The 20,617-nt window shown below is 57.5% G+C and carries 14 protein-coding genes; 6 read left to right on the top strand and 8 right to left on the bottom strand.

What is annotated here, in order from left to right; genetic code table 11:
• Positions 1-27: 27 nt before the first annotated feature.
• From argE to AC0TOY_RS03835, 3 genes are all read left to right on the top strand, one after another.
• A complete protein-coding gene (gene argE, locus AC0TOY_RS03845; protein WP_008501790.1) occupies positions 28-1,179 on the top strand; it encodes an acetylornithine deacetylase in 1,152 nt (383 codons plus the stop codon).
• Between the two features lie 271 nt (positions 1,180-1,450).
• A complete protein-coding gene (gene ppc / locus AC0TOY_RS03840; protein ID WP_024909175.1) occupies positions 1,451-4,102 on the top strand; it encodes a phosphoenolpyruvate carboxylase in 2,652 nt (883 codons plus the stop codon).
• Positions 4,103-4,195: 93 nt separating this feature from the next.
• A complete protein-coding gene (locus tag AC0TOY_RS03835; protein WP_267217756.1) occupies positions 4,196-5,044 on the top strand; it encodes a helix-turn-helix transcriptional regulator in 849 nt (282 codons plus the stop codon).
• Here the strand turns inward: AC0TOY_RS03835 and AC0TOY_RS03830 are convergent.
• Genes AC0TOY_RS03830 through AC0TOY_RS03810 form a run of 5 tightly spaced genes read right to left on the bottom strand, consistent with a single transcriptional unit; the run spans position 5,031 to position 9,994 of the window.
• Positions 5,031-5,387 carry a PTS fructose-like transporter subunit IIB gene (locus AC0TOY_RS03830; protein WP_024909177.1) on the bottom strand — a complete coding sequence of 119 codons (357 nt, stop codon included), beginning with the start codon at positions 5,385-5,387 and terminating at the stop codon, positions 5,031-5,033. The two genes, AC0TOY_RS03835 and AC0TOY_RS03830, sit on opposite strands and share 14 nt — an antisense overlap.
• 2 nt (positions 5,388-5,389) lie before the next feature.
• Positions 5,390-6,265, bottom strand: a complete 876-nt coding sequence (locus AC0TOY_RS03825) for a [formate-C-acetyltransferase]-activating enzyme (protein WP_267217757.1) — start codon at positions 6,263-6,265, stop codon at positions 5,390-5,392.
• Positions 6,231-8,528 carry a formate C-acetyltransferase gene (locus AC0TOY_RS03820; RefSeq protein WP_290094198.1) on the bottom strand — a complete coding sequence of 766 codons (2,298 nt, stop codon included), beginning with the start codon at positions 8,526-8,528 and terminating at the stop codon, positions 6,231-6,233. Before AC0TOY_RS03820 ends, AC0TOY_RS03825 begins: the two co-directional genes overlap by 35 nt.
• Positions 8,529-8,579: 51 nt before the next feature.
• Positions 8,580-8,900, bottom strand: coding sequence for a PTS fructose-like transporter subunit IIB (locus AC0TOY_RS03815; protein ID WP_024909180.1), 321 nt, complete (start codon positions 8,898-8,900; stop codon positions 8,580-8,582).
• A gap of 14 nt (positions 8,901-8,914) precedes the next feature.
• A complete protein-coding gene (locus AC0TOY_RS03810) occupies positions 8,915-9,994 on the bottom strand; it encodes a PTS fructose transporter subunit EIIC (protein ID WP_024909181.1) in 1,080 nt (359 codons plus the stop codon).
• Between the two features lie 303 nt (positions 9,995-10,297).
• Here AC0TOY_RS03810 and ptsP point away from each other — a divergent pair, with 303 nt between their 5' ends.
• Genes ptsP through gldA form a run of 3 tightly spaced genes read left to right on the top strand, consistent with a single transcriptional unit; the run spans position 10,298 to position 14,592 of the window.
• Positions 10,298-12,799, top strand: coding sequence for a phosphoenolpyruvate--protein phosphotransferase (gene ptsP, locus AC0TOY_RS03805; protein ID WP_248166383.1), 2,502 nt, complete (start codon positions 10,298-10,300; stop codon positions 12,797-12,799).
• A 14-nt stretch (positions 12,800-12,813) separates the two neighbouring features.
• Positions 12,814-13,476, top strand: a complete 663-nt coding sequence (fsa, locus tag AC0TOY_RS03800) for a fructose-6-phosphate aldolase (RefSeq protein ID WP_148769935.1) — start codon at positions 12,814-12,816, stop codon at positions 13,474-13,476.
• Positions 13,477-13,488: 12 nt separating this feature from the next.
• Positions 13,489-14,592: a bifunctional L-1,2-propanediol dehydrogenase/glycerol dehydrogenase gene (gene gldA / locus AC0TOY_RS03795; RefSeq protein WP_008501794.1), complete on the top strand. Its 1,104-nt coding sequence runs from the start codon at positions 13,489-13,491 to the stop codon at positions 14,590-14,592.
• Positions 14,593-14,675: 83 nt separating this feature from the next.
• Here gldA and katG read toward each other — a convergent pair whose 3' ends face one another.
• The 3 genes from katG to AC0TOY_RS03780 all read right to left on the bottom strand — a co-directional run bounded on the left by katG (position 14,676) and on the right by AC0TOY_RS03780 (position 20,615).
• Positions 14,676-16,856, bottom strand: a complete 2,181-nt coding sequence (katG, locus tag AC0TOY_RS03790; RefSeq protein ID WP_473721507.1) for a catalase/peroxidase HPI — start codon at positions 16,854-16,856, stop codon at positions 14,676-14,678.
• A gap of 209 nt (positions 16,857-17,065) precedes the next feature.
• On the bottom strand, positions 17,066-17,956 hold the full coding sequence (metF, locus tag AC0TOY_RS03785; RefSeq protein WP_024909186.1) for a methylenetetrahydrofolate reductase: 891 nt from the start codon (positions 17,954-17,956) through the stop codon (positions 17,066-17,068).
• A 226-nt stretch (positions 17,957-18,182) separates the two neighbouring features.
• The gene (locus AC0TOY_RS03780; RefSeq protein ID WP_024909187.1) at positions 18,183-20,615 is read right to left on the bottom strand and encodes a bifunctional aspartate kinase/homoserine dehydrogenase II; all 2,433 of its coding nucleotides are present in this window, start codon (positions 20,613-20,615) and stop codon (positions 18,183-18,185) included.
• Positions 20,616-20,617 lie beyond the last annotated feature (2 nt).

Below are 20,617 nucleotides of genomic sequence, written 5' to 3'. Positions count from 1 at the left end.
ACTATCACGACCTAAGGTGTGTCAACAATGAAAATGAACTTACCGCCATTTATCGAGATCTACCGCGCCCTGATTGCCACACCGTCTATCAGCGCAACGGAAGAAGCGCTGGATCAGAGCAATGAGTCTTTAATCAATCTGCTGGCGGGTTGGTTTAGCGATCTTGGGTTTAACGTTGAGGTTCAGCCCGTCCCCGGCACTCGCCACAAATTTAACCTGCTCGCCAGCACCGGAACCGGTGCGGGCGGCCTGCTGCTGGCCGGTCATACCGACACCGTGCCGTTTGATGATGGCCGCTGGACGCGCGATCCGTTCACCCTGACCGAGCACGACAACAAGCTCTACGGTCTGGGCACCGCCGACATGAAAGGCTTCTTCGCCTTTATCCTCGACGCGCTGCGTGATGTGGACGTGACGAAGCTGAAAAAACCGCTCTACATTCTGGCGACCGCTGATGAAGAGACCAGCATGGCGGGCGCGCGCTACTTCTCTGAAAACACCTCGATTCGCCCGGATTGCGCCATTATCGGTGAGCCAACGTCGCTGCAACCGATCCGCGCGCACAAAGGCCATATTTCTACCGCCGTGCGCGTGCTGGGCCAGTCCGGCCACTCCAGCGATCCGGCGCGCGGCGTGAACGCCATCGAGCTGATGCATGACGCCATCGGCCGCATCATGACCCTGCGCGACGATCTGAAAGAACGCTATCACTACGAGGCGTTCACCGTGCCGTATCCGACCCTGAACCTCGGCAGCCTGCACGGGGGTGATGCCTCCAACCGTATCTGTGCCTGCTGCGAACTGCATATGGATATCCGCCCGCTGCCGGGCATGACCCTGAGCGATCTCGACGGCCTGCTGAATGAAGCGCTGGCACCGGTGAGCGAACGCTGGCCGGGCCGCCTGACGGTCTCCGAACTGCATCCGCCGATCCCGGGTTATGAATGCCCGCCGGACCATCAGTTGGTTGAAGTTGTGGAAAAACTGCTCGGTGAGAAAACCGACGTGGTGAACTACTGCACCGAAGCGCCGTTTATTCAGACGCTTTGCCCTACCCTGGTCCTTGGCCCTGGCTCCATCAACCAGGCGCACCAGCCGGATGAATATCTGGAAACCCGCTTTATCAAACCCACCCGCGAACTGATTACCCAGGTTGTGCATCACTTCTGCTGGCATTAAAACCGCACCGAAGAGTCCCCTCTCCCTGTGGGAGAGGGTTAGGGTGAGGGCAACAAATCGCATGATCTCCGTCACATTCCCATAAGCATCTCTTATCTGACGCAATGCGAATTAAATTTCGTAAATTGCCCGCATTTATTCGTTTGCTGAACCGTTTTCGCAGCAATTGACGACGGGGGTTTTACGTGGCTTTATAAAGGGAGATGACAAAATAATGTCCAGAAGATTTTCGCCTGGGCATAAACAAAAATGATGGGGTGACTGGGTTTTTATGAACGAACAATATTCCGCGTTGCGTAGTAATGTCAGTATGCTCGGCAAAGTGCTTGGAGATACCATCAAAGATGCGTTGGGGGAGAACATCCTCGACCGCGTTGAAACCATCCGCAAGCTGTCTAAATCTTCCCGCGCCGGTAACGAGGCCAGTCGTCAGGAGCTGCTCACCACCTTGCAGAACCTCTCTAACGATGAGCTGCTGCCCGTTGCACGCGCATTCAGCCAGTTCCTGAACCTGGCCAACACCGCTGAGCAATACCACAGCATTTCGCCAAACGGCGAAGCGGCCAGCAACCCGGAAGTCATTGCCCGCACCCTTCGTAAACTGAAAGACCAGCCAGACCTCAACGAAGCCACCATCAAAAAAGCGGTGGAGTCGCTTTCGCTGGAGTTGGTGCTGACCGCACACCCAACCGAAATTACCCGTCGCACCCTGATCCACAAAATGGTGGAAGTGAACAACTGCCTCAAGCAGCTGGATAACAAAGACATTGCCGACTACGAACGCAACCAGCTGATGCGCCGTCTGCGCCAGCTGATTGCCCAGTCCTGGCACACCGATGAAATTCGTAAGCATCGCCCAAGCCCGGTCGACGAAGCCAAATGGGGCTTTGCGGTGGTGGAAAACAGCCTGTGGGAAGGGGTGCCTAACTACCTGCGCGAGCTGAACGAACAGCTGGAAGAGAACCTCGGCTACCGCCTGCCGGTCGATTTCGTGCCGGTGCGCTTCACCTCCTGGATGGGCGGTGACCGCGACGGCAACCCGAACGTGACCGCGGAAATCACCCGCCACGTCCTGCTGCTGAGCCGCTGGAAAGCGACCGATCTGTTCCTGAAAGATATTCAGGTATTGATCTCCGAGCTGTCGATGGTTGAAGCAACGCCGGAACTGCGCGCGCTCGCCGGCGAAGAAGGCGCCAGCGAGCCGTACCGTTTCCTGATGAAAAAGCTGCGTGGTCAGCTGATGGCCACTCAGGCCTGGCTGGAAGCGCGCCTGAAAGGCCAGCGCCTGCCAAAACCAGAAGGCCTGCTCAGCCAGAACGAACAGCTCTGGGAGCCGCTTTACGCCTGTTATAAATCACTGCAGGCCTGCGGGATGGGTATCATCGCTAACGGCGAACTGCTCGACACCCTGCGTCGCGTGAAGTGTTTCGGCGTGCCGCTGGTGCGTATCGACGTACGTCAGGAAAGTACCCGTCATACCGAAGCCCTGGGCGAGCTGACCCGCTATCTCGGCATCGGCGATTATGAAAGCTGGTCCGAAGCTGACAAGCAGGCGTTCCTGATCCGCGAGCTGAACTCGAAGCGCCCTCTGCTGCCTCGCAACTGGGAGCCAAGCAACGAAACCCGCGAAGTGCTCAACACCTGTAAAGCGATCGTTGATGCGCCGAAAGGATCGGTGGCCGCCTATGTGATCTCCATGGCGAAGACCCCGTCCGACGTGCTTGGCGTTCACCTTCTGCTGAAAGAAGCGGGAATCGACTACGCCCTGCCGGTCGCCCCGCTGTTTGAGACCCTCGACGACCTGAACAATGCCAACGACGTCATGAGCCAGCTGTTGAACATCGACTGGTACCGCGGCTTTATTCAGGGCAAGCAGATGGTGATGATCGGCTATTCCGACTCCGCGAAAGACGCGGGCGTGATGGCGGCATCCTGGGCGCAGTATCAGGCGCAGGACGCACTGATCAAAACCTGCGAGAAAGCCGGTATTGAACTGACCCTTTTCCACGGACGCGGTGGCTCAATTGGCCGTGGCGGCGCACCGGCGCACGCGGCGCTGCTGTCACAGCCGCCGGGAAGCCTGAAAGGCGGCCTGCGCGTCACCGAGCAGGGCGAGATGATCCGCTTCAAATACGGCCTGCCGGAAGTGACTATCAGCAGCCTGTCGCTCTATACCAGCGCGATCCTGGAAGCCAACCTGCTGCCACCGCCGGAGCCGAAAGCCTCCTGGTGCCATATCATGGACGAGCTGTCGGCTATCTCCTGCGATCTGTACCGCGGCTACGTGCGTGAAAACAAAGATTTCGTCCCTTACTTCCGCTCAGCCACCCCTGAGCAGGAGCTGGGTAAACTGCCGCTGGGCTCACGTCCTGCGAAGCGTCGCCCAACCGGTGGCGTAGAGTCTCTGCGCGCGATCCCGTGGATCTTTGCCTGGACGCAGAACCGCCTGATGCTGCCCGCCTGGCTGGGTGCCGGTGCTGCGCTGCAAAAAGTGGTGGAAGACGGCAAACAGAACGAGCTGGAAACCATGTGCCGCGACTGGCCATTCTTCTCTACCCGTCTGGGAATGCTGGAGATGGTCTTCTCGAAAGCTGACCTGTGGCTGGCGGAATACTACGACCAGCGTCTGGTGAAACCTGAACTGTGGGCGCTGGGTAAAGAGCTGCGCGAACTGCTGGAAGGCGACATCAAAGTGGTGCTGGACATCGCCAACGACTCACATCTGATGGCGGACCTGCCGTGGATTGCCGAGTCTATTCAGCTGCGTAACATTTACACCGACCCGCTGAACGTCCTGCAGGCAGAGCTGCTGCACCGTTCGCGTCTGGCGGAAGAAGAAGGGAAAGAACCGGATCCGCGCGTTGAACAGGCGCTGATGGTGACGATTGCGGGCGTTGCGGCGGGTATGCGTAACACCGGCTAATGCTTTATGCCCGGCGGCGCTGCGCTTGCACGGGCCTACGTTAAGTAGGCCGGGTAAGCGTTAGCGCCACCCGGCAATACCCTGGTATCCACCATGCACCACGACATTACCCGCATCCTGACGGACCTGATCAACAGCACAACGCCGCTGCGTCAGGTGCATTTTGCAAACCCAGCGATCTCCGCCCCCGAACTTGCCTTGCAGGTCGATTTTCCGCGTCTGGAGATTGTGATCGAAGGTTCGATGAAAGACCTTGCTGCCTGCATTTTACAGCAGGGTGATGTTTTATACGTCCCGGCTGGCGGCTGGAATAATCCACAATGGCAAGCCCCCGCAACAACGCTGAGCATCCTGTTTGGCAAACAGCAGCTTGGGTTTAGCCTCCTGCACTGGGACGGTGTAGACGTTCGTAACCTGGCGAAGCAGCACGTTGCCCGCCGCGGTCCGCGCATTGGCTCGCTTCTCTTACAGACGCTCCATGAAATGCAGATGCAACCGCACGAGCAGCAAACCGCGCGGCTGATTATCGCCAGCCTGCTTAGCCACTGCGTCGACCTGCTGGGGAGTCAGATCCAAACCGCCTCCCGCAGTCAGGCTCTGTTTGAAGCGATTCGGGTCTATATTGACGAACACTTCGCCACTCCGCTTACCCGGGAATCCGTCGCGCAGGCGTTTTATATCTCCCCAAACTACCTGTCGCATCTGTTCCAGAAAACGGGCGCAGTGGGTTTCAATGAATACCTGACGCATACACGGCTTGAACACGCGCGCCAGCTGTTGAAAGGGTATGATTTAAAAGTGAAAGAGGTGGCGCATGCCTGCGGATTTGTCGACAGCAACTATTTCTGCCGGTTATTTCGCAAGAACACGGAGCGTTCGCCGTCAGAATACCGCCGCCAGTATCACAGCCAGCTCACCGGAAAGGCAGCTAGTCCAGAATGACCTGAGTATGCTGCGGAGCGGATAGCATTTTACGCACCGCTCCCATCACCTTTTGGGGATCACGTAAAAAGGCGTTAATACCGCACTTCACGTAGCGCGTATGCTCGAAACGTTCACTGCCCGCCAGTTCGATATCAGTAATGAGCAATACGACATCGGCACGCCGGATGTCCTCTTCCGTAAGCTCGCTCTCAACGCCCAGCGCTCCCTGCGTCTCGATGTTAACGCTCCACTTCTCCTGCTGGCAGAGCTTTTCCAGCCGTTCGGCAGCCATATAGGTATGTGCGACGCCACTGACGCACGCGGTCACCGCCACCAGATGACGTCCCGCTATCACTGTCATGTTCAGCCTCCCAGGGTAACATTGAAACCTTCGAGCTCGGCCAGTAGACGCATCGCTGACACCTCATCTTCTGTCGGCGGGCTCGCTTGCCGCATTCCCCACTTCTGCCCCAGCAGGCGGTATTTTGGCTCCCCATACTGATGGAAGGGCAATAAATGCAGCTGCCGTATTCCTGAAGGTAGCAGGAAAGCCAGCACGCGCGCCATGTTCGTTTCGTTAAGCGTATAGCCAGGAATAAGCGGGACGCGGGGAATCACGTTTATCCCGTCAGCCACCAGCTGACGGAAATTATCCAGTACTCTGGGAAGATTCATTGCCACAATTGATTGGGCCAGCGCCGTGTCCATGATCTTCAAATCAAACAGCACTTCATCACACTGGCGCGCCAGCGGCATTAGTCGGGACAACGGCGCATCGCCTGCCGTTTCGATGGCCGTATGCACGCCGAAACGACGCAACCTCTGTAGAAACTTTGTCGCGAAAGGCGCCTGCAGCAACACTTCCCCGCCCGAAAGCGTCACCCCGCCTCCCGAGGAACGAAAGAAGACATCGTCTTTCATTACCTCGTTTTCCAGCTCATCCAGGGTCACATCTCTTCCGATATGCCCGAAGGCACCGGACGGACATTCATCTGCGTCCCGCAGGCAGGGAACACAGTGCAGGCATTTACTTTCCCGACGCACCGTTTCGATTTTCGGCGAGATCGACTCCGGATTCGCGCACCACGGACAGCGGTGAGGGCAGCCTTTAAAAAAAACTACCGTGCGGATGCCGCGTCCGTCATTTAATGAGTAGCGCTGGATATTGAAAATACGCGCCACGTCGACGCGCGTTTCAACCACGTCACAGCTGATGCGCTGTGCGGCGGATAATGTCATCCTGGATCTCCTTCGATAGCTCAACAAAGAAGGCGCTGTAGCCTGCAACGCGTACCACCAGCCCGGCAAAATCCTGCGGACGCTGTTGCGCTTCACGCAGTGTTTCCGCATTCACCACGTTGAACTGGATATGCTGCAACTTAAGCTGGGTGAAGGCGCGAAGGAAATCCGCCAGCTTTTGCAGCCCGGCATCGCCTTCCAGCGTCGCAGGGGTGAATTTAACGTTTAGCAGCGTGCCGTTAGATAACAGATAGTTATCCAGCTTACTTACCGATTTCAGTACCGCCGTCGGGCCCTGCATATCTTGTCCAAGCATCGGCGAAAGCCCACCGTCTGCCAGTTGTTCCCCGGCAAAACGGCCATCGGGCGTTGCCCCCACCACCGCCCCCAGCGGCACGTGTGCCGATACGGTATAAGAACCCGGGGTGAACTGCCCGCCGCGCGGGTTGCGGTATTTTTCGACCTCTTTACAGTAGTGGCGCAGCAGTTCAGCGCTGATGTTGTCGACATCATCGATATCATTGCCGTATTTTTCGAAGCGATTGATCAACCGGGCGCGGATTTTTTTGCCCTCAGGCGTGGCAAAGTTAGCGTTTAACACGGCTAACAGCGCGTCAAAACTTAAGCGCTGCTGTTCAAAGACCAGCCCTTTCAGGGCGTGCAGCGAGTCGCTCAAATTCGCTATCCCGATGCCCTGCACGCCGGAAAAGTTATAGCGCGCGCCACCGTCGGTGATGTCTTTCCCTGATGCTAAGCAATCGCTGATAAAAGAAGAGAGCAATGGCACCGGAGCCCAGTCACGATGGCCGATATCGCAGATATTGCTCCCCTCAACCATCAGCGCAATGTAGTGATTAATTTTGGCGCGAATATGCTCCAGCAAGCCTTCATAACTCAGCGCTACGTTGCCTTCGTTCTCCTGCATCGCGATTTCCATCACCTTCAGCAGGTTAAACATCGCGATATCGTGCAGACCGTAGGTTTTACCCGGAATTGACAGCTCTACACAGCCAACCACCGCGTAGTCGCGCGCATCTTCCAGCGACACTCCCCTGTTGAGGAAGGCAGGCACCACCACTTCATCGTTAAAGATCTGCGGGATGCCGGTACCCAGGCGGATCGTTTCCGCCGTTTTAAGCAGGAATGCCCGGTCGATGAGTTCGTTAACCCGCACGCCGAGGTTCGGTTGAGGAAGCTGAACGCTCTGGTAAGCATCCAGACACAGGAAGGAGAGCACGTTAACCGCGCTACGCCCGCTCTCCGTCAGGCCGCCCAATAGTGCGGTATACCCGGTCGGGAACCCGGCAAAATAGCGGGCGCTGCTGGTGGAGCGTAAAAGCACCACGTCATTGCACTTCACCCACAGCGATTCCAGAATCTCTTTCAGGAACGCGGGTTCTTCGCCCTGTGAGAGCGAGGCCTGATAAAAGGGCAGCATGTACTGGTCAAAGCGCCCGATGGAGAGCGAGCTGGCGTTAGATTCATACTGCAAAATGACGTTCATGTACCAGAAGAGCTGACACGCCTGCCAGAACGTTTGCGGCTTATGCTGCGCGTTGTGGCGCGAGATTTCTGCCATCTTCCGTAATTCTTCACGCCGTGAAGCTTCATCACAGACGGTAGCAAGGGTTTCAGCCAGCGCGGCGTAGCGCAGAATATGACGCTGGGACGCTTCAAGCAGAATCAGCGCGGCGGCATAGAACGTGTTCTGCGCATCGCGGGCGCAGTGTTCGCGCAATTCCTCCACCAGCACACCCAGGCCGTTATTGAGCAGGCGCGGATAATCAATAATGATATGCCCCTGCCCTTTGTCCGTTTGGTTGACGCTGAAAATTTGCGTCCCCACAGCGGCTTTCACCTCATCCGTCATCTGGCTGTTAATGAAATCCTTCATCGACCGTTTTTCCCAGTAGGGATACAGCACGTCACGGTAGATCTGCTTATCCTCATCGCTGATTTCAAAGCGATCCTGCGGACGCCTGGCAAACTGGTCCAGCTCCTTAAGCAGCCAGTAGGGATCCATCTCAGGAGACATAATGCCCGCACGCGGTTTAACGGTCCGGTTTCCGGCAATCAGTTCCTCATCACGAATCGCGATGTTCACATGGTCAAGAATGTACGCCGTGGCTTTTGCACGCCTGAGGATAACCGGCTCGCCCTCCGTCTGCTTATGGCTGGCGGTATAGAGCAAAGCACGCTCAAGCGAGATTTCACGAGGGCTGGCAAAAAGTGCGTCTTTCAAACGCTGGGTACGATTCGTCATGAGGGAACTCCTGTAACGGAAAACGAGCCCGCCCCGAAGGGCGGGAGAGCGTCAGGCGGTTTGCGCCAGGTGGGCATCAATTTTGTTCATGATGGCGTCAGCGCGTTTCACCGCGTCGCTGATGTTGACGCGCACGATGGTTTTCCCGGTAAAACGTTCTTCGAACTTAATGCCAATATCTTTGGTCAGGATCACCATATCCGCTGCGGCGATGTCCTCAGCATTCAGTTCGTTCTCAAGACCAATCGACCCCTGCGTTTCAACCTTCACTTCCCAGCCTTTGGCTTTAGCGGCGCTTTCCAGCGCTTCGGCCGCCATGTAGGTATGGGCAACACCTGACGGGCATGCTGTTACTGCGATAATTCGGGCCATGTTCTCTTCCTCACTCAGTTAATTTCGAAATCCAGATCCAGGTCGTCCTCTTTTTCATCGACCTGTTTTGCATTCTTGCGGGCAATACTCTTCAGCACGTTGACGCTAATGGCAGTCACCACAGCCCCTACGGCAACCGCCGCGATGTAGCCCAGCTTGCCCTCCACCACAGGGAGAACGATAAGCCCGCCCCATCCGGCATAACATTGCGCGCCCATCACGGCAGCCGTCACTGCGCCGCACGCGGATCCCAACATGATGGAGGGAATGACACGCAGAGGGTCGGCTGCGGCGAACGGAATGGCCCCTTCGGTGACCCCCACGCAGCCCATCACTAATGCAGCCTTGCCCGCTTCGCGCTCTTCACCGGTAAAATTCTTGCGATTAATCAACGTCGCCAGGCCTAAGCCCAGAGGAGGCACGCAGATGCCTACCGCCGCAATCGCCACCACGGTGTAGACGCCCTGAGCAACGCAGATCAGCATGAAGGCATAGGCGACTTTATTAATCGGGCCGCCCATGTCGAAGGCCAGCATCAACCCCATGATGATGGCCAGCACGACGATGCTGCCCTGCTGCATCCCTTGCAGCCACTGGGTTAAGCCCGTCGTCAACGCACCAACAGGTTCGCCCAGACCCCACATCATGATGCCCGCGGTAACAAAGGTGCCGATGATAGGGATGATGAAGATAGGCATGACGGAGCGCAGGACTTTCGGGACCGGCAGTTTTTTCAGATACCAGACCACAATCCCGCCGAGGATCCCGGCAATAATGGCGCCGAAGAAACCCGCACCGAAGCTGTTACCAACCCACGCGGCAATAGCACAGGGAGCAAGCGCGGCGCGCTCGGCAATGGAGTAGCCAATATAGGCGGCCAGGAAAGGCACCATCAGCGTTAACCCCGCCACGCCGATATCGAATAGCTTTTTGAGGTTGGGATCGGTTGCGGCATCCGGTACCGCGCCCTTGCCGTACAGCATGACTGAAACCGCCAGCAAAATACCGCCCGCGACCACGAACGGGATCATGTGCGACACCCCGGTCATCAGATGCTGCCGCGTGTTCTTGAGAATATGCACCAACTCTTTCATATGTCGCTCCAGGCCTAAAACCATAAAGATGTTGTGGCAAACAATAGGCAATCAGGAAGACGGCGGACAGGAGACAAAAAGGCCATTTACTGGATTTTTGTAATGTCGAAATGAAAATGCGATCCGCCTCGACATTTCGAAGCACTCCGGCGCTAAGCAAAAATTAATAACCTGTGAGTCAAATCTCACTTTTCGCGTGATATTACATTTATCCAGTGTTTGGCATATTTGTCACATGGCGCGCATCATCACCACGCTCGTATGCTGTTCCCCAATGAATGTTGATTGCTTTCAGGAGTGTGTATGGCTCTGGTAGTGGAATTTACCTGTGAATTACCCAACGGGGTTCACGCGCGTCCGGCAAGTCATGTGGAGACGCTGTGCAATACGTTTATCTCACAGATCGAATGGCATAATCTGCGCACCGACCGAAAAGGGAATGCCAAGAGCGCACTGGCACTTATTGGCACCGACACGCTGGCAGGCGACGCCTGTCGTCTGGTGATCCACGGTGAAGATGAGCAGAGCGCCCATCAACAGCTGGAACAATGGCTCCGGGAAGAGTTTCCACACTGTGATGCGACGCTCGCAGAAGCCATCAATATTGAGCGCGATCCGCTGCCAGAATCCCTCGCGCGCCTTAATCCAACGCTTTTCCGCGCCCTGCCCGTTTGCAGCGGTAGCGCCCAGGGCGTGTTGACCTTGCTGACCTCGCTGGATCTCAATGCACTGACGGATTTACCCGACGCGAAAAACGTGGAAGAAGAGCAGTCAGCGCTGGATAGCGGCCTCACCCTGCTGGTGAAAAATATTGAGCTGCGCGCGCTGGACAGCGACAGCACCGCCAGCGCCATTCTTGAAGCCCATCGTTCGCTGGCTACGGATACCTCTTTGCGCCAGCATCTTCTTGCGGGCGTAAGCCAGGGGCTAAGCTGTGCGCAAGCGACAATCGCCACAGCCAACCATTTCTGCGATACGTTCTCTCGTTCCAGCAGCAGCTACTTACGGGAACGTGCGCTGGATGTGCGCGATGTCTGCTATCAACTTTTACAACAGATTTATGGTGAACAACGCTTCCCCGCACCGGGACAGCTCACTCAACAGAGCGTTTGTCTGGCTGATGATCTTACGCCCGGCCAGTTCCTGGAACTCGATAAAACCTTACTTAAGGGGCTGCTGTTAAAAAGCGGCGGAACCACCTCGCACACTGTCATTCTTGCACGTTCCTTTAATATTCCGACGCTGGTGGGCGTCGACAGTGAAAGCCTGCTGCAGTGGCGCAATAAACCCGTATTTATTGATGGCAATGCCGGTGCGGTCGTGGTCAACGCCAGCGATGCGGTGGCACGCTACTACCGCCAGGAAGCACGAGTACAACAGGCACTACGCGAGCAGCAGCGTATCTGGCTCGATCGGGAAGCCAGAACCGCCGATGGCCTGCGCGTTGAGATTGCCGCGAACATCGCCCACGCGGTGGAAGCGCAGGCAGCATTCGGGAACGGCGCCGAGGGCGTTGGCCTGTTTCGCACCGAAATGCTGTATATGGACCGCAGCAGCGCACCCGGTGAAAACGAGCTGTACAACATTTTCTGTCAGGCGCTGGAGAGTGCAAACGGGCGCAGCATTATCGTGCGCACCATGGATATCGGCGGCGATAAGCCGGTGGCGTACCTGAATATCCCGGCCGAAAACAACCCGTTCCTCGGCTACCGCGCCGTACGCATTTACGAAGAGTATGCAGCGCTTTTCACCACCCAGCTTCGGGCGATCCTGCGCGCCTCTGCTCACGGCAGCCTGAAGATCATGATCCCGATGATCTCTTCTATGGAAGAGATCCTGTGGGTGAAAGAGAAACTTGCCGAAGCGAAACAGCAGCTCCGGGCTGAACATATTCCGTTTGATGAAAAAATCCCGCTCGGCATCATGCTGGAAGTGCCTTCGGTAATGTTCATCATCGATCAGTGCTGTGAAGAGATTGATTTCTTTAGCATCGGCAGCAATGACCTGACGCAATATCTGCTGGCCGTCGACCGCGACAACGCCAAAGTCACACGCCACTACAACAGCCTGAACCCAGCCTTCCTGCGGGCGCTGGATTACGCGGTGCAAGCCGTCCATCGCCAGGGGAAATGGATTGGCCTGTGCGGCGAACTGGGTGCAAAAGGTTCGGTGCTGCCATTGCTGGTGGGTCTGGGTTTGGACGAACTGAGCATGGGGTCGCCCGCCATTCCGGCAACCAAAGCGCGTCTGGCACAGCTTGATAGCCGCGCCTGCCGCCAGCTGCTGAACCAGGCCATGGCGTGCCGCACCTCGCTTGAAGTGGAACACCTGCTGGCACAGTTCCGCATGAATCAGCAGGACACGCCGTTGGTCACACCTCGCTGTATTTCGCTGGACAATGACTGGAACAGTAAAGAAGAGGTCATGAAAGGGATGACCGATAACCTGCTGCTCGCCGGACGTTGCCGCTACCCCCGCAAGCTGGAGGCCGATCTGTGGGCGCGCGAAGCCGTATTCTCTACCGGTCTTGGCTTCAGCTTCGCCATTCCGCACAGCAAGTCTGAGCACATTGAGCAATCCACCATCAGCGTCGCACGCCTGAAATCGCCGGTCATGTGGGGCGATGAAGAAGCGCAATTCATCATCATGCTGACGCTGAATAAACACGCCGCGGGAGATCAGCATATGCGTATTTTCTCCCGTCTGGCACGCCGCATCATGCATGACGATTTCCGCAGCGCGCTGGTCAACGCCAGCTCAGAAGAGGCCATCGCCTCCCTGCTGCAACACGAATTAGAACTCTGAAACGAGGAAGAGTAATGGAACTGTATCTGGATACCGCCAACGTGGCGGAAGTTGAACGTCTGGCGCGCATCTTTCCTATTGCGGGCGTCACCACCAACCCGAGCATCATCGCCGCCAGCCGCGAATCCATCTGGGACGTGCTGCCGCGTCTGCAAAAAGCCATCGGACCGGAAGGCACGCTGTTTGCTCAAACCATGAGCCGCGATGCCGAAGGCATGGTGGCGGAAGCCAAACGTTTGAGTAATGCCATACCGGACATCGTGGTGAAAATCCCTGTCACGGCTGAGGGCCTTACCGCGATCAAGGCGTTGAAAAAAGAGGGGATAATCACGCTGGGGACCGCCGTTTATAGCGCCGCACAGGGGTTGCTCGCCGCGCTGGCCGGGGCGAAATATGTCGCGCCGTACGTAAACCGCGTTGATGCGCAGGGCGGTGACGGCATTCGCATGGTGCAGGAGCTGCAGTCTCTGCTGGAACTGCACGCGCCGGAAAGCAAGATGCTGGCCGCCAGCTTCAAAACGCCGCGTCAGGCGCTGGACTGTCTGTTGGCGGGATGCGAGGCAATCACGCTTCCCTTAGACGTAGCGCAACACATGCTCGGCACGCCAGCGGTAGAGTCAGCCATAGAGAAGTTTGAGCAGGACTGGAAAAACGCGTTTGGTAACCTCAACCTCTAAGGGAGAACTGTTATGGACCGTATCATTCAATCGCCGGGGAAATATATCCAGGGCGCTGATGTGCTTACCCGTCTCGGCGACTACCTGAAACCCCTGGCCAATCGCTGGCTGGTGGTCGGCGATAAATTTGTGCTGGGTTTTGCCGAAGAGACCCTGCGTCAGAGTTTTAAAAAAGCCGAACTGCATGCTGAAATCGCGCCGTTTGGTGGTGAATGTTCACAAAATGAAATCGATCGCCTGAAAAAGCTGGCCGACAGCGCCGACTGCCTGGCAGTGCTGGGCATTGGCGGCGGTAAAACGCTGGATACCGCCAAAGCGCTGGCCCATTTCATGGACGTACCCGTCGCCATTGCGCCAACTATCGCCTCCACCGATGCGCCATGCAGCGCCCTTTCCGTCATTTACACCGACAGCGGTGAGTTCGATCGCTACCTGATGCTGCCGCACAACCCGAACATGGTTATCGTCGATACCAAAGTGGTGGCGGGTGCGCCGGCACGTCTGCTGGCCGCCGGGATTGGCGATGCGCTGGCGACGTGGTTTGAAGCACGCGCCTGCTCACGCAGCGGTGCGACCACCATGGCGGGCGGCAAATGTACGCAGGCAGCACTCGCGCTGGCCGAGCTGTGCTACAACACGCTGGTTGAAGAGGGTGAAAAAGCCATGCTGGCGGCGGAACAGCATGTGGTTACACCGGCGCTGGAACGCATTATCGAAGCCAACACCTATCTCAGCGGCGTAGGCTTTGAAAGCGGCGGGCTGGCGGCAGCACACGCTATTCATAACGGCATGACGGCAGTGCCGGACGCGCATCACTTCTATCACGGCGAAAAAGTGGCGTTTGGTACGCTGACGCAGCTGGTACTGGAAAACGCGCCGGTAGAAGAAATAGAGACCGTCGCCGCGCTTTGTCACAGCGTTGGGCTGCCGATCACCCTGGCACAGCTGAACATCAAAGAGGATATTCCGGCCAAAATGCGTCTGATCGCGGAAGCGTCCTGTGCGGAAGGAGAAACCATCCACAACATGCCCGGCGGCGTAACGCCGGATCAGGTGTATGCGGCACTGCTGGTAGCCGACCAGTATGGGCAACGGTTCCTGCAGGAGTGGGAGTAAATAGCGTGAATAAAAATCCCCGCATCAGCGGGGATTTTTTTGCCCGTAGGCCGGGTAAGCGTTAGCGCCACCCGGCACAAGGGTTACTGCAGATCAAACCGGTCCAGATCCATCACCTTCGCCCATGCGGCAACGAAGTCGCGGACAAACTTCTCATGCGCATCATCGCTGGCGTAAACCTCTGCCAGCGCGCGCAGAACGGCGTTCGAACCGAAGACCAGATCGGCGCGGGTGGCGGTATATTTCACTTCACCGCTGGCGCGATCGCTTCCGGCAAACAGCTCATTGGATTCGTCGGTCGCCTTCCACTGCGTGTTCATGTCCAGCAGGTTCACGAAGAAATCGTTGCTCAGCACGCCCTCGCGGTCAGTGAACACGCCATTCTTGCTGCCATCAAAGTTGGCACCCAGCACGCGCAGGCCGCCGATCAGCACCGTCAGCTCCGGTGCGGTCAGCGTCAGCTGCTGGGCCTTGTCGATCAGCAGTGACTCCGTGGTAGACACATCCACCTGCGCACGATAGTTGCGGAAACCATCGGCAACCGGTTCGAGCAGGTTAAACATCTCGATATCCGTCTGATCCTGACGCGCATCCACGCGGCCTGGGGCGAACGGTACGGTGACGTACACGCCTGCGGCTTTTGCGGCCTGCTCAACGCCTACCACGCCCGCCAGCACGATGATATCGGCCAGTGAGGCTTTGTTGGTGGTGCGCTGAATAGCTTCCAGAGCCGGCAACGCGCGAACCGCCGCGGCGTTCACATCCCAGTCGCGCTGAGGCGCCAGCGCCAGACGCGCGCCGTTAGCGCCGCCACGCTTATCGCCACCGCGGAAGGTTGAAGCTGACGCCCAGGCAACGGAAACCAGTTCGCTCACTGACAGACCAGAGGCCGCAATTTCCGCCTTCAGGCTTTCAATGTCTTCTTTCGACGGGTTGAACACCGCCTGCGGCAGCGGGTCCTGCCAAATCAGATCTTCTTTCGGCACTTCCGGGCCAAGGTAACGCGATTTTGGCCCCATATCACGGTGGGTCAGCTTGAACCAGGCACGCGCGAAGGCTTCGTTGAAGGCCTGCGGGTCGTTCAGGAAGCGGCGGGAAATTTTCTCGAATTCCGGGTCAAAACGCAGCGTCAGGTCGGTGACCAGCATGGTAGGTTTGCGTTTTTTCGACGGGTCGAACGGATCGGGCATGATTTCCGGTGCATCAACGGCTTCAAACTGAATCGCCCCTGCCGGGCTGCGGGTCTGCACCCATTCGTATTTGAACAGGTTCTCGAAGAAGTAGTTGCTCCACTGCGTCGGGGTTTGTGACCAGATGACTTCCAGACCGGAGGTAATGGCATCAGCGCCCACGCCCGTGCCGAGCGTGCTCGCCCAGCCCAGGCCCTGCGCTTCAATTGGTGAGGCTTCCGGGTCGGTGCCCACGTGGGTGGCTTCACCCGCGCCGTGAGTCTTGCCGAGGGTGTGGCCGCCTGCAATCAGCGCCACGGTCTCTTCATCGTTCATGCCCATGTTGCCGAAGGTCGCGCGAATCGCTGCCGCCGCTGACAGCGGTTCACCGCTGGCGTTTGGCCCTTCCGGGTTCACGTAGATCAGGCCCATTTCGGTGGCGGCCAGAGGACGCTTCGCCAGCGCTTCCGGATCGCGGTGGGTCAGCCAGGCTTTTTCATCACCCCAGTTCACGTCCAGATCCGGTTCCCAGACGTCTTCACGCCCGGCACCGAAACCAAAGGTGCGGAAGCCCGAATTCTCCAGCGCCACGTTACCCGCGAGAATAAACAGGTCAGCCCAGGAGATTTTTTGTCCGTATTTTTTCTTGATGGGCCACAGCAGACGGCGCGCTTTATCCAGGCTCACGTTATCCGGCCAGGAGTTCAGCGGCGCAAAGCGCTGTTGACCGCGTCCAGCCCCACCGCGCCCGTCAACGGAGCGATAGGTACCCGCGCCGTGCCACGCCATACGGATAAACAGGCCCGCATAGCTGCCCCAGTCGGCTGGCCACCACGGCTGAGAGTCGGTTAAGAGTGCTTTAAGATCGCCTTTAAGGGCAGAGTAATCAAGTTTGCTGAATTCTTTGCGGTAGTCGAAGTCTTCACCCAGCGGGTTCGAACGATTGGAATGTTGGTTAAGAAGATCGATGCGGAGTTGTTTTGGCCACCAGTCGCGGCTGCCTGTACCTGCGCCCGCGCTGTGATCGACGCCGCCCTGATGGAACGGGCATTTGCCGACTGATGCCGCTTTATTGGTCTCGTCTGACGTGCTCATCGCTATGCTCCCTTTTACAGTGTTACCGTTACGATATACGCCCTTGTTGATAAGGTATAGTTGAGATAACCCACAGATTCGATAGTTAAATCCGTTTAATTTCCCATGGAAAATACATGAGTTTTGTACGTCTAAGGCAGCATTGCTGATATGGCAGGAAAATAAAACCCTTATAAATCAAAAAACCCTCCGAAGAGGGCTCTTTTTTGTTACACGCCTGGTCTAACGCCGAGCGTGTGGCATATGGCGTAACTCATCTCAGCACGGTTCAGCGTGTAGAAGTGGAAATCCTTCACCCCTTCACGACTTAAGATCTTCACCATGTCCATCGCGATGTTTGCGCCCACCAGCTTGCGTGTTTCCGGGTCATCGTCCAGCCCCTCGTACATTTTAGACATCCAGAGCGGAATACGCACATTGGTCATATCAGCAAATTTCTTCGCCTGTTTGAAGTTAGAGACCGGCAGAATACCCGGGATAATTTCAACGTCGATGCCCGCGGAGACGCAGCGGTCACGGAAGCGCAGATAGCTTTCGACATCAAAGAAGAACTGGGTAATGGCGCGGTTCGCGCCGGCATCCACCTTACGCTTGAGGTTAAGCAGATCCGCCTGGGCGCTTTTCGCTTCCGGATGAACCTCAGGATAGGCGGCAACGGAGATATCAAAGTCAGCCACGCCCTTCAACAGCCCGACCAGATCGGCGGCATACATGTCCGGCTTACCGCTGCCCGGCGGCAGATCGCCGCGCAGTGCAACAATATGCCGAATGCCGTTATTCCAGTAATCCTGGGCGATGGCACGCAGCTCGTCGCGGGTGGCGTCGATACAGGTGAGATGCGGCGCCGCTTCCAAACCGGTACGATCTTTGATGCCTTTAATGATGCTGTGGGTACGGTCACGCTCGCCGGAGTTCGCACCGTAGGTCACGGAGACAAACTTCGGTTTCAGGCTGCTGAGACGATCGATAGAGCTCCACAGGGTTTGCTCCATTTCACTGGTGCGCGGCGGGAAAAATTCAAAAGAGACGTTAATCTGGCCGTTTACTTCAGCCAGGCTCTGGTTCAGTGCTTCCCGCTGGTTGGCGTGAAAAAAGCTCATACCCTACCCCTATCAATCGCGTGTCATTGTCTGTTGTGTTGTGAACTTCTATACGTTTAGACGTCCAGATGTAAAAATGACGGAAAAGCGGAGGGACGTCAATAGAAATAATCAACAATAACGGTGAGGTTTGCTCAGGGAAGATGAGGGAAATTCATGATGGGGGTGAGTGCAGTCTGATGCCCTCACCCTAACCCTCTCCCACAGGGAGAGGGAAATTGAGTTTTTACAGCAGTTTAGCCAGACGGTTGATGTCGGACTGGATGGCCCCGGCGGTAACGTCGCGCCCGGCGCCCGGACCGCGGATCACCAGCGGGTTATCACGGTACCAGCGGCTTTCGATGGCGAAGACGTTATCGCACGGCAGCAGCGCCGCCAGCGGATGTTCAGGACGCACCGCCTCGACACCGACTCGCGCTTTTCCGTTGGCCTCGAAACGCGCCACGTAGCGCAGCACCAGCCCCATCTCGTTCGCGGCTTCCAGACGCTGTACCATCTGCTCGTTAAGCTCTTCCCCATTTTCAAAGAAATGGTCCACAGAACCTTCTTCACAACCGGCAGGCACCAGCGACTCGACGCGGACGGAATCCGGTTCGATGTCATAACCGGCTTCCCGCGCCAGGATCACCAGCTTGCGCATCACGTCTTTACCGGAGAGATCAACACGCGGATCGGGTTCCGTTAAGCCCTGCTGCCACGCCTGATCCACCAGGTCGGTGAACGGAACGGTGCCGTCAAACTGCAGGAACAGCCAGGAGAGCGTGCCGGAGAAGATACCGCTCAGCGCCAGAATGCTGTCGCCGCTTTCAATCAGGTCACGCACGGTGTGGTTAACCGGCAGGCCAGCCCCTACCGTGGCGTTATAAAGCCAGTGGCGCCCCGTTTTTTCAAACGCGTCGTGGATCTGACGGTATTTATCGGTACTGCTCGCCCCCGCCAGCTTGTTCGCGCTGATAACGTGGAAACCGTGGCTGGCGAAATCAAGGTACTGATCGGCAAGCTGCTCGCTGGCGGTCACGTCCAGCACTACCAGGTCATCGTAAGGGTGCGCGCGCATCCACAGGAACAGCGACTCTTCATCCTGCTCTACGGCTTCATCATTAAAGAAGGCAAGCGCGCGGCTGGCGTCCAGCCCTTCGTAGTTCAGCAGGCTGCGGCGGCTGTCCACGACGCCCGCGAGAATGAATTCGAACCCGGTACGCGCCGAGAGCGTGACCTGTTCGCGGGCGAACAGCTCCAGCCAGCGGGAACCGATGTTGCCTTTACCAAACAGCACCAGGCCGATGCGCTTTTCCGCGCGGAACAGGGAGGTATGCAGACCCTGAATCAGGCTTTCGGTTGGCCCTTTGCGCAGAACTGCCACCAGGCTGATACCCTCTTCCGATTGCCAGGTAAATTCCACCGGCTGGCCTTTCAGCTGCTGCCAGAAGCGGTGGCAGTGCAGTGGGTTACGGGTGACGCCCGCGCCCACCATCGCCACCAGCGCCAGCCCCTGACGCAGGCGAAGCTCGCCCGGCAGGCCCGCTTCATCCAGAATTTTCAGGGCACTGTCCGCCACTTCAGCGGTATAGCAGAACTGCAGCAGCTGGCGGTCATTGTGAACGCCAACGGCCAGCGGGCGCACCTGAGCACGCTTTAACACCAGGTCGATCTCTTTATGCGCCAGTTTGAAGTCCTGGCCCGCAGGCACCTGGAACTCAATCAGGCAGATGTCGTCGTGGCTGGTGACAATACGCGCGCCCGTACCGGAGGCCAGCACGCGTTCAATACGGGTAGAGCCTTGATCCGGGGTGTAGCTGCAGCGCAGCTGGAGGTCGATATCGCTACCGGAAACCGGCTGCAGCGTACGCGCGTGCAGTACCGGCGCCGCCAGACGCGCCAGCTCGCTGGCTTCGTCGAGACGCAGCAGCGGCAGCAGACAGGCATCTTTCACTTTACGCGGGTCGGCGCTGTAAACACCGGCCACGTCGCTCCAGATGGTGACGCGGGACACGCCCGCCAGGGCACCGATTTGCGTTGCCGAGTAGTCGGAGCCGTTACGGCCCAGCAGCACGGTTTCACCCGCGTTGCTACGGCTGATAAAGCCGGTGACGACAATACGTTTGCCCGGATGCTGCACCAGCAGCTGTTGCAGCAGCGGGTAGGACAGGCCTTCATCCACCTGCGGCTGCGCGGCGCGTTCGGCGCGCAGGAAATCACGCGCATCGAGCCAGGCCGCCTCCACGCCCAGGTGTTGCAGAACGGCGGCCATCAGGCGCGCGGACCACACTTCACCGTGGCCCACCACTTCGGCATACACCGCATCGGTGATCCCGCTGTCCAGCAGGGCGGCCAGACGCTCAAGGTCATGCGTGAAGGCGCTGATCAGCCCGTCCGCTACGTCCGCAGGCAGCAGGCCGGCAATCAGCTCGCTCTGGTAACGGCGTAAGGACTGTTGCACCTGATGCGCAGAAAGGCGATCGGTCTGGCTTAGTTTCAGCCAGCTAATCAACTGGTTGGTGGTGCTGCCCGCCGCCGAGACAACCATCATGTCACCCGGCTGTGAATATTCCGTCATGATCCCTGCGACACGCAGGTAACATTTCACATCAGCAAGACTACTACCACCAAACTTGTGCAGCTGACGACCCTTCGCCCCTGCCTGCGCTATCACACTCATGA

The organism is Enterobacter sp. PL_is379, from assembly GCF_055817355.1.
This window is presented reverse-complemented; position numbering and strand designations above follow the sequence as displayed.